Source organism: Haliscomenobacter sp. (assembly GCF_033763495.1).
Lineage (GTDB): Bacteria > Bacteroidota > Bacteroidia > Chitinophagales > Saprospiraceae > Haliscomenobacter.
This window is the reverse complement of sequence record NZ_JANRKL010000124.1, coordinates 1-10453: the sequence shown is the minus strand read 5'-3', so window position 1 is coordinate 10453 and position 10453 is coordinate 1. Positions and strand designations below refer to the sequence as shown.

8 protein-coding genes are annotated in these 10453 nt (G+C 46.1%); 2 read left to right on the top strand and 6 right to left on the bottom strand.

Annotation, left to right across the window (positions count from 1 at the left end; translation table 11 throughout):
* Positions 1–42: 42 nt before the first annotated feature.
* A complete protein-coding gene (locus SFV55_RS13120; RefSeq protein ID WP_320029963.1) occupies positions 43–462 on the top strand; it encodes a nucleoside-diphosphate kinase in 420 nt (139 codons plus the stop codon).
* Positions 463–517: 55 nt separating this feature from the next.
* Here the strand turns inward: SFV55_RS13120 and SFV55_RS13115 are convergent, their stop codons facing one another.
* The 3 genes from SFV55_RS13115 to SFV55_RS13105 form a co-directional block, all read right to left on the bottom strand.
* A complete protein-coding gene (locus SFV55_RS13115) occupies positions 518–2911 on the bottom strand; it encodes an endonuclease MutS2 (protein ID WP_320029962.1) in 2394 nt (797 codons plus the stop codon).
* A gap of 195 nt (positions 2912–3106) precedes the next feature.
* The gene (locus SFV55_RS13110; RefSeq protein ID WP_320029961.1) at positions 3107–5101 is read right to left on the bottom strand and encodes a hypothetical protein; all 1995 of its coding nucleotides are present in this window, start codon (positions 5099–5101) and stop codon (positions 3107–3109) included.
* 186 nt (positions 5102–5287) lie between these two features.
* Positions 5288–5527: a hypothetical protein gene (locus SFV55_RS13105; protein WP_320029960.1), complete on the bottom strand. Its 240-nt coding sequence runs from the start codon at positions 5525–5527 to the stop codon at positions 5288–5290.
* 106 nt (positions 5528–5633) lie between these two features.
* Here SFV55_RS13105 and SFV55_RS13100 point away from each other — a divergent pair, with 106 nt between their 5' ends.
* Positions 5634–6602, top strand: a complete 969-nt coding sequence (locus tag SFV55_RS13100) for a D-2-hydroxyacid dehydrogenase (protein ID WP_320029959.1) — start codon at positions 5634–5636, stop codon at positions 6600–6602.
* Between the two features lie 41 nt (positions 6603–6643).
* Here SFV55_RS13100 and SFV55_RS13095 read toward each other — a convergent pair whose 3' ends face one another.
* The 3 genes from SFV55_RS13095 to lysM form a co-directional block, all read right to left on the bottom strand.
* Positions 6644–8053: an APC family permease gene (locus SFV55_RS13095; RefSeq protein WP_320029958.1), complete on the bottom strand. Its 1410-nt coding sequence runs from the start codon at positions 8051–8053 to the stop codon at positions 6644–6646.
* A gap of 86 nt (positions 8054–8139) precedes the next feature.
* Complete coding sequence (locus tag SFV55_RS13090) at positions 8140–9594, bottom strand: amino acid permease (protein ID WP_320029957.1); 1455 nt, start codon at positions 9592–9594, stop codon at positions 8140–8142.
* A gap of 124 nt (positions 9595–9718) precedes the next feature.
* Positions 9719–10189: a peptidoglycan-binding protein LysM gene (gene lysM / locus SFV55_RS13085; RefSeq protein WP_320029956.1), complete on the bottom strand. Its 471-nt coding sequence runs from the start codon at positions 10187–10189 to the stop codon at positions 9719–9721.
* Between the last annotated feature and the right edge of the window lie 264 nt (positions 10190–10453).

The following is a 10453-nucleotide window of genomic DNA, read 5'->3' as shown; positions in this document are numbered from 1 at the left end:
CTTTTTCCTTACTTTTGCGCCAAATTTTGCAAAACCGAGCATATGGCTGGAAATAGAACTTTTACGATGATCAAGCCCGACGCAGTAGCTGCGGGTCACATCGGTGCCATTTTGGCGCAAATCAACGAAGCAGGATTCCGCATCGTTGCCATGAAATTGACTAAACTTTCTCAGGAAAAAGCTGGCGAGTTTTACGCTGTGCACAAGGAACGCCCTTTTTACGGTGAGCTGGTAGAGTTCATGTCTTCAGGGGTTATCGTTGCGGCGATTCTGGAAAAAGAGAACGCAGTGGCGGATTTCCGTACCTTGATTGGTGCAACTGACCCATCCAAAGCTGAGCCAGGTACCATCCGTGCCAGATTTGCCAAAAGTATTGGTGAAAACGCGGTTCACGGTTCCGATTCAGACGAGAATGCGGCCATTGAAGGCGCTTTCCACTTTGCAGGAACAGAGCAGTTCTAAAAACAACGGACAGTAGAGGCGCACGGCTGTGCGTCTCTACCATCTATGTTGGAATCTATTTAAATTCGATCAGCGTCACTCCATCTCCTCCACTCTCCGGCTCCGGGTGACGAATTTCCATTTCTACATTCTGGTATTCTCTGAGCTTGGAACGCACTGCGTTGCGCAAAGTGCCATTGCCCTTGCCGTGTACAATTTGCAAATGGTTTGAACTAGTGATGAGGGCCTGGTCCATAAAATCTTCCACCATTTTCAGTGCCTCCTCGTAACGCACGCCCCGGATATCGATGCGGGGGTAAAATGCAGCGCTTCTTTGGATCACATCTGACTGCACACTTTTGCTTTGGCGCAGGTCGATGGTAGGGTTGGAAAAGATGACGTCGCGAATATTGAGGGTCATGCGCATGAGTCCAACTTCCACGATGACTTTGTCCCCTTTGATGGATTCCACTTTCCCGGTAGCACCACCAGCCACCAATTTAACGAAGTCACCTTTTTTGACCGGGCGTTCGTTTTTGGGACGGCTTTCCGGGGAATAATATACTTCTTCGCGAAGTTGGGTCACCTGCTCGGCCAGTTGTTTTTTGGATTCCCGGGCTTTGGCGGCAGCTTCCATGGCCTGTTCGAGGTTGCGGGCTTCACGCAGTTCACGCACCAGTTTTTCCAGGTCTTTGTTGTCCTGGGAAGTTTTTTGCAGGTCTTGCTCTTTGGCCTCCAGTTTCATGCGTTTGCGGCGGAAATCTAGGTCGCGTTGCATGCTCTCGTAGGACTTCATGAGTTTGTCCAGTTTTTCCTGGCGGTCCTTGAGTCCTTTGAGTTCTTCTTCAACTTCCTGTTTTTCCCGTTGCAAATCGATCAACAGTTGATCAACGGCCTTTTCGTTTTTACCTACCCGGTTTTTGGCATAATCCAACACTTTTCCACCCAAACCACTTTTTTCCGCAATTTCAAAGGCATAGGAGCTACCCGGGCGACCTACTTTCAGTTCATAAGTTGGGGCCAGGTTTTCTTTGTCAAAAACCATGGAGCCATTGAGGATGCCCTTACTTTTGAAGGCAAAAATTTTGAGGTTGGAATAGTGCGTGGTGATGACCCCGAATACCTTGCGGTAGTTCAACTCCCAGAGAATGGCTTCGGCAATGGCACCACCAATTTGAGGGTCGGTACCCGAACCGAACTCGTCGATGACTACCAAAGTCCGCTCATCAGCGTGCTCCAGAAACATACGCATGTTGGCCAAACGGGAGCTGTAGGTACTCAGGTCGTCCTCGATGGATTGCTGGTCGCCGATGTCCGCAAAAAAATTGTGGAATATCCCCAGTTGGGTACGTTTGTTGACGGGAATCAAGAGACCGGACTGGGCCATCAGTTGCAACAAGCCCGTCGATTTCATGGTGATGGACTTCCCCCCGGCGTTGGGCCCACTAAGAACGAGAATGCGGTTGCCGCCATCCAGACGCAAGTCAAAGGGGATGGTTTTTTTGCCCAACTGGCTGTTTTTCAACAAGAGTAGTGGGTGGTAGCCTTCGTAAATTTCAAAACTAGGCTGGTCGAGCATTTGCGGCAATTCAGCCTTCATGCGTACGGCCAGGCGCGCTTTGGCCTGCACCACGTCAAAATACACCATGATCTCCTGATATTGGTGCATTTGTGGTACGTAGGGACGCAACACCGCGCTCAACTCCTTGAGGATGCGGTAGATCTCGCGGCGCTCCTGTTGTTCCAGGTCAAAGATATCGTTGTTGATGTCGATGACGGGCTCGGGTTCGATAAAGGTCGTTCTACCCGTTGCGGATTCATCATGGATGATGCCCCGGATTTTGCGTTTGTGTTCAGCAGGGACACTCAACACCCGGCGGCCATTGCGAAAACTTTCCACAGAGTCGCTCAACCAGCCTTTGTTCCGATAATCGTTGATGACATCGCGGAAAACCCGGTCCAATTCCTTCATTTTGGATTGGATGGCCTTGTAAATGCGGGCTAATTCGGGTGAGGCATCCGGGCGAATGTTGCCTTCTGCGTCAATAACCCTTTCGATTTCCTTGACCAAAGCTGGGTCAAAATTGACCGGGCGAATGACTTCGTAAAGGGTTTTGTACAAATCACGGCGAGAGGGACTAAAAAACTTGTAAATCGCGCCAACTGTAATCAGAATGGTATTGATGCGCCGTAGGCCATCTTCGGGCAATACCGAATCGATGATGGCCAGCAACTGTAAATCACTGTCGATGTTTTGGTAAGCTACCAGGGGAATCCGATCGTTGTGTTCGATCGATCTTTTCATTTCCATGACCTCCTTGAGCCGCTCCTCAATCTGCTCGCGATTGGTTTGGGGTCGCAACTCTTTAATGCGTTCGATGCCTTGTTCGCCCAGGCACTCCCTAACCAAAAGCTCAATCACTTTGTCAAACTCGAGCTTTTCAAAAAGATCTTTCGGTTCCAATCTCATAAATCCTGTAGTTCAATGGGTGTGTGCCAAAGAAACAAATTTTGGCGCTTTGAGTTCCGCAAAGATAGGATTTGTGAGAAAAAGATGAAAGATGAGAGATGAAAGATGAGAGATGCTATCGCAGAGACTTAGACAAGGTCATCGTCAAAAACGCTGCGGTAGCATCTTTCATCTCTCATCTTTCATCTATATTTTTTACGGTTTCACCTCATCCATCAAACAACTGGTCCCTCCATTGGCCAGAGACAAACCTTTTAAACGTTGAATGATGACGAGCATTTTTTCGCGATTGATTTGGTAGCGCTGAATCAGAGCTGATAGGTCTTTTGAACTAAGGGTGGTGTGGTCCTTACCTGCAATTTCGTTGTAGGTATTCACCGTGCGGATAAAGTCTTCCCGATCCTGTTTGATGGAGGCGAACATCATCGGGGAAATGGTGGTAGAATCTTTATTGGCCTTTATGTAGGTGTTGAGGCCATTCATGATGTTTTCAAAACATTCCAGTTTGCTGTAATAGCCTGCTGAAATGTTCTTGTATTGGCGGATGTTTTGCTCGTAGGTAGCATTTTCGATGGCGGTTATCTTCTCCCCTACCCTCTGGCCACAAATCTGGCACGTTGGATACACCTGGCTGGCTCGGGTGAGCAACCAACTCTTTTTGGATTCCACATCAAGGCGTGGGTCAGGAGAAAAATCGGCTTCAAACAAGGCTGTTTCCATCTCTTTAAGCTTGCGCAAGGTCAGGTCATAGGTTTCCAAAGCCTGGATTTCTTTAGGCAACTTACCCTGGGTTTCGATCTGTTTCACCCGATCGCGGTAATAATCCAACATCTCGATGTCCTCATAAATATGGCGTGGCGAGCGGTTGGTATAATTGTAAGGACCAGGATTATTGAGCAGGTAGGCTGCCACCGAACGGGCTTTTTGCATCAACTCCGTACCAAACCAGAGGTCGACATCATTTTGCACGTTGCCGTACAAACGAGTGTATTTCTCCCGAATAATGGGCTCTTGTTTGACCAGTTTACCCAATTCTTCCTTGCGCAGTTCGTTGACGTGGAAATACAACTCAATTACTTTGGAGTAGGCCAGCCAATCGGGGTATTTGGTATTGAGGCTATTCTGGAATACATCCATTTGTTTGTTGAGCTCGACGGCCAGCTTCAGGATTTCCAAAAAGGATTTTTCCACTTCGCGTTTTTCCGCATTTTGGATTTTACGGAAATCCTTGGCTTTCTTCTCGATGTATTGCTGGTTGTAGGCCATTTGGGAGTGGTCGGTGTTGTACTCTGCTTTGGTGCTCACCACCAAAAGGAAGGGTGCAGTGGTAGTATTGACCATTTTTTTCAGGTCATCGACACGGCCTGGCTTTGCGTTAGTAAAAAACTTGGACCGCACCGGTTTTTCCACATCCCAGTGGATGCGGTACAAGATGGCCGAAATGACTTTTTCTTCGTACAAACCACTCAGTTCCTTATTCAGTAACTTGATGTAAAATTCGCTGACGATTTTTTGAGGGTCTTCCAGATTGCCCATCGACTTGATGCCTTTGTCCACCTGAGGAATGATCTGATCCGAAAGTGCAGAAAAAGTACCTGTGATGGGGTTTTTCAAAATGCTGGTGGCAGTTCGACCCAGGTTAAGGGAAATTTCGGCAGTTTTTTTCCAAAATTCATTGGAGTTATTGCCCTTAAACGCTTCAAACTTAACCTTGGCCACGATGTCGTTTTTCAGGTTATCGTCGGGAATGTTTTCCAAAAAACGGCCCCCATATTCCACCAAACGTTGGGAAATAGCTGGGTTGCGCACATCATGGATCATCAGCGGGATGGTCAGGGTATTTGCTTCATTGACTGGGTCCTTGATGTTTACGGCCAGGTACATGTATTGCGGGTAATCCCCTTTTTTCAGTCCTACATCTTTCTTTTCCCCTTTGTTTAAACCTTCTCCTTCAAAAACGGCCTGGAGGGCGGTCGGATTCAGGAGGTAAACATAGGCGGAATTGAGGTTGTAATCAGAGGAAGCCGGCGTAGGCGTCGTCCAGGTTTCCACCTCTGTTGCAGTGATAGAAAATTGGGCGGACAAGGACAGTACACTGGATAAAAACAGCAGTGCTGTTGAGAGTAAGGAATTAGCAAATGGAAGTCGCAGCGTTCCACGCTTGGCTGGAAAGAGTACTTTAACAAACATCGATGTTTATGTTTTGAGCTTTTACACCATGCACTTAACGTCGCCAATAGGAAAAGTTACATGTCTGGAGGGCGATAAAAAAATAAGTGATTCATTTTGGCAAAGGATTAGATAAGTAAACGTTTCATTTTAAGTTTATTATCTAATCCTTTGACTCAGTAAAAATGAACACTTATTTTTGCCCCACTACTCAGATTTTTCTTTTATAAAGTGACGCAAAAAAAACAAAACCCCCAAGCGTAGGAGTAACAACCAGGGCAAAGCATGCATCGTCAGGTCAAACCAATCCAACCAATATTGGCCTTTGGCTCCATCGCGTAGCCAAATCAACTTGTTGACGATGTGGGGCTGTGGGGTAAAGGGTGCCAAACCCAGGGTAAGACAGGCCAATACCACAAATTTCCAATCATTTATGGCTTGTTTCATGGGACGGTTTTTGGAAAAATAGTTTTGTACGATAAATCTGAACTTTAAATTACGTCTTTTTCCATAAAAATCCCTTTTTTTACTCGACCTAAATCAGAAACACAAAATGATTGACCAACCCAACATAGTCGTATTAGATGGGCACACCCTCAACCCAGGGGATTTAAATTGGCAGGAATTACAGGCCCTAGGCAGAGTAACAGTGTATGATCGATCGAGAGGTGATGAAGTGGTTCCTCGATCTAAAAATGCACACATTCTAGTGGTCAATAAAATACCCATCACCCGCGAACACATCGCTCAACTACCTGATTTACAATGTATTTGTGTCAGTGCAACCGGATACAACAACATTGATCTACAAGCCACTCGCGAGCGAGGGATTTGTGTCTCCAATGCAGTGGGATATGGCACCTTTTCGGTGGCCCAACATGTATTTGCCTTGTTACTAGAGTTGAGCAACAATGTAGCACTTCACCATCAAAGTGTCCTGAATGGAGAGTGGAGCAACCAGCCCGATTTTTCTTATTGGAAAAAACCATTGATCGAACTCAATGGAAAAACCATGGGAATATTGGGGTTTGGCCGCATTGGTCAAAAAGTCGCTTCCATTGCCATGGCAATGGGAATGAGAGTGTTGGCCACCCACCGTCACCCTGAACGTGATGCTCTGGTTGGAGTTACATTTGTTCGCATCGAGGATCTTTTTTCTTCGAGTGACGTTATCAGCCTAACTGTACCGCTCAACGACAAGACCCACCAAATCGTCAATGCAAAATTGCTGGAAAGGATGAAACCTTCGGCTTTTTTGATCAATACTGGCCGTGGCGAACTGATTAACGAGGCAGATTTGTTGCAGGCTTTACAAAGCGGTAAGCTGGCTGGTGTTGGCCTTGATGTGCTGGACGGAGAACCTCCTCGTCCCGATCATCCCCTTTTCGGCTTGCCCAATTGCATCATCACTCCACATCAAGCCTGGGCCAGTCGGGAGGCTCGCCAACGTTTGCTCAACATTACGGGCACCAACGTAGCCTCTTTTTTGCGGGGTAAACCTCAAAATGTCGTCAACTTATAACACCATATATACATAAATTTTAAGGGTTTTTTAATCTCACCTTATTTTCTGCGCAGCAGCAAATAATAAATGGGAATCCCCAAGGCCACGATAATCAAACCTGGCCAGGTGTAAGCTGGTTTGTAAATGATCAGCAACACACAAAAACTAATGCCCATCAAAATGTAAATAATGGGTAAAACTGGGTAGCCAAATGCTTTGTAAGGTCGCTCCAGATCGGGTTGTTTGACCCGCAAAATGAAAATGCCCAGAATGGTCAACACGTAAAAAATGACCACTACAAAACAAATCATGTCCAGCAAATCGCCATAGCGACCACTCAGGCACAAAATGGAAGCAAAGGCACATTGAATCCAAAGTCCAAATTCAGGGACGGCGTTTTTATTCAATTCACCGGCTTTTTTAAAAAACAACCCATCTTGCGCCATGCTGTAATACACCCGAGCGCCAGATAGAATGAGGCCATTGTTGCAACCAAAAGTAGATACCATCACCAGCAGTGCCAAAATCGCCGTTCCACTTGCGCCAAAAATAGATTGCGCAGCGGCAATACCTACCCGGTCTTTAGCCGCCGTAGCAATATCGTTCATAGGCAGAACGGCGGTATACATTACATTGGTGAGCACATAAATGACGGTCACGATGAGCGTACCCAAAAAGAGGGCTAGGCCAATGTTGCGCTTGGGATTGGTAATTTCTCCAGCCACAAAGGTGACGTTGTTCCAGGAATCACTACTAAACAGGGTACCGACCATCGCTGCGGCAATTCCTCCAGCGATTACTGAAAATCCAGGATAGTTTTCAAAAACGCCAGGTGAAACAAAGCGCTGAATGTCAAAAGCATTGCTCCAGTTGGCCGCCCAAACTTCGGGTTTCATCAAAATGAAGCCAAAAAGAATCAGGCCAATCAGGCTGATCAGCTTTGCTGCGGTAAAAGTGGTTTGAATGATTTTGCCACTTTTTACCCCACGGGTATTGATGTAGGTGAGTAGAATAATCAGAGCGATGGATACCAATTGCGCTGAGGAGATATTGAATCCAATTAGTCTGAATAAAATGACATCGTCTCCCAATTGTGGAATGAAATAGGCAAAGAACTTAGAAAAAGCTACCCCTACTGCCGCGATTGTTCCGGTTTGAATCACCGCGAAAAAACTCCATCCAAACAAAAAAGCAACCAATGAATTGTAGGCTTCACGCAAATAGACGTATTGCCCACCCGCTTTGGGGTACATCCCGCTCAACTCGCCATAGCTCAAAGCCGCTGCCAGGGTCATGAACCCTGTAATGAGCCAAATGAGCAACAGCCAGCCAGCCGAACCCACATTGCGCGTTACATCGGCGCTTACAATAAAAATACCCGAGCCGATCATACCGCCTGCTACCAACAAAGTGGCATCAAGGAGGCCCAGCTCCCGCTTCATGTTATCTGGATTGTTGGATGGATTCATTTTGTTAGGGAAATTTAACTAAAACGCAATGCATGGCGTGTGTCCACTACCATGCATTGCGTTTTTTACTGTTTTGAAAGAATTAACTATGCTGTCAATTTGCTGTGTTTCCGGCTATAGGCAAAATAAATGATCAAGCCGACCAGCATCCAACCTAGTGCAATCATTTGAGTGCGGATATCCAAGGAAATGATCATCGCACCACAAACAACAATGCCCAAAATAGGCACCAATGGCACCAGTGGGGTTTTGAATGGGCGAGGTACATCAGGATTTGATTTGCGCATAACCATCACGCCGATACAAACGATGACGAAGGCCAACAAGGTGCCGATACTGGTCAGGTCACCCGCTACACTGCCAGGTACAAAGCCAGCAAACAAACCTACGAAGATCAACAAGATCAGGTTGGACTTGTAAGGTGTACTGAACTTAGGGTGCAAATCCGCAAATACCTTGGGCAACAAGCCGTCTTTCGACATAGAATAAAATACCCTGGATTGTCCCATCAACATCACCAGAATTACGGAGGAAAAGCCAGCCAAAATCGCCACGGTTACCGCAGTAGCCAGCCAACCGTAGCCCGTCATGTAAGTTGAAATGGCATAAGCCACCGATGCTTCTTTGCCTTTGGTAGGGTCTACAAAGTCAGCATAAGGAGATACACCTGTCAAAACGTGGGCAAACAATACGTACAATAAGGTACAAACTATCAAAGAACCCAAGATACCGATTGGCATGTCGCGGCTGGGATTTTTGGCTTCCTGGGCAGCGGTAGATACCGCATCAAAACCAATGAAAGCAAAAAATACAATCCCGGCACCACGCAAGACACCACCCCAACCCCAATCAAAAAAGCCTTCATGACCGGCAGTTCCTTCAGGAATAAAGTAAGGTGTGTGGTTGACAGGGTTGATGTAGCTCCAGCCAATCGCGATAAAAATCAATACAATCGCTACTTTGATGAATACGATGATGGCATTGACAAAAGCTGATTCCTGGGTGCCTTTGATCAACAAAGCCGTCAAGATGCCCAAAATCAATAGGGCAGGCAGGTTCATCATACCCACTACGCCGTCCGGAGAAACCTCGAACGGCGAATGACACCATTCATAAGGTATCGCCCCCCCCAAGAGCTTATTCAGGTATTCACTCCAGGCAATCGAAACTGTGGCAGCACCTAGTGCGTACTCCAGTACCAGTGCCCAGCCAATGATCCAGGCCATAATTTCGCCTAAGGTGGCATAAGCATAAGTATATGCGCTACCTGCAATCGGAATCATTGCAGCAAATTCAGCATAACACAATCCCGCAAAAGCGCAGCCTAAAGCAGCCAGCATAAAGGAAATCGTTACCGCATTACCCGCGTGCCCACCGGCAGCAGCAGCAGTTCGTACAAAAAGTCCGGCGCCAATAATTGCACCAATACCAAGTGCAACCAGGCTCCAGGCAGTCAGAGTGCGTTTGAGCGTGCCGTGTCCATCGGCACCCGCCTCATTCAAGAGCTGTGAAAGTGGTTTTTTCGTAAATAATTTACTCATGTGAACTTGTGGTATAAAGTTAAGCAATGGTCAATTGACAAAATAAGCCTTTGGCTAGGGGGAAAGATAGCAAACAAAATAGATTGAGCTTACTGAACTTGCCTCTTTTGTTCGAATAACCCTGTTAAAGCTTGGGAATACGCAAGACTTGCCCTGGATAAATCAGGTTGGGATCTTTGAGCATCGGTTTGTTGGCCTCAAAAATAACCGGATATTTCAAAGCATCACCATAATATACCTTGGCAATTTTTGACAAGGAATCTCCTTTTTTTACCTCATAAAAGTCGGCTTCGGGCTCAGGTACGATCACCGTCATGCGGTCGTCAACCTGCTCCACTCCTTCAACGTTGCCCAATGTCAAAATGATTTTTTCTTTATCGGCTTGAGAATTGACCTCCCCGAACACGATTACAGTATCTTCTTGTAAGTCTACAAAAAAGTCTTTCACCTCAATTCCCAAGTCAGCAACCGCGCTGCGGAGCGCTTCAACATTGGTTTCGTGTACTTTTTCAGCTTCCTCCGGCTTGGTTACTTCTTCTTTTTTGCGCTTGAACAATTTAGCGCCAGCATTTTTCAAAAAGGAAAAGAGTCCCATGGTGTTATCTTTTGATTGGTGTTTAAAAATTTTTCGCTCCAAATATAAAAAACAAAACGGCAATGCCTGGTTTTTGGTTAAATCTTGAAATTTTATTTGCGTTTTCTGCTTTTGAAGCACTGCTTTTTTATAAAACAGCTTATATTTGCCCAGTTTTTTTAAGACAAATCTTATACTAGCAAAGTAAACAAGAAGTTATGCAAGGAAAAGGACTGGTAAGGTTTTTCCTGATACTGATGACGATTGTCACACTTTTTCAGTTTC

Coding starts and splice junctions, on each gene's coding strand:
- lysM (WP_320029956.1), bottom strand. CDS start 10,189: ATGGGACTCTTTTCCTTTTTGAAAAATGCTGGCGCTAAATTGTTCAAG.
- SFV55_RS13120 (WP_320029963.1), top strand. CDS start 43: ATGGCTGGAAATAGAACTTTTACGATGATCAAGCCCGACGCAGTAGCT.
- SFV55_RS13115 (WP_320029962.1), bottom strand. CDS start 2,911: ATGAGATTGGAACCGAAAGATCTTTTTGAAAAGCTCGAGTTTGACAAA.
- SFV55_RS13110 (WP_320029961.1), bottom strand. CDS start 5,101: ATGTTTGTTAAAGTACTCTTTCCAGCCAAGCGTGGAACGCTGCGACTT.
- SFV55_RS13095 (WP_320029958.1), bottom strand. CDS start 8,053: ATGAATCCATCCAACAATCCAGATAACATGAAGCGGGAGCTGGGCCTC.
- SFV55_RS13090 (WP_320029957.1), bottom strand. CDS start 9,594: ATGAGTAAATTATTTACGAAAAAACCACTTTCACAGCTCTTGAATGAG.
- SFV55_RS13100 (WP_320029959.1), top strand. CDS start 5,634: ATGATTGACCAACCCAACATAGTCGTATTAGATGGGCACACCCTCAAC.
- SFV55_RS13105 (WP_320029960.1), bottom strand. CDS start 5,527: ATGAAACAAGCCATAAATGATTGGAAATTTGTGGTATTGGCCTGTCTT.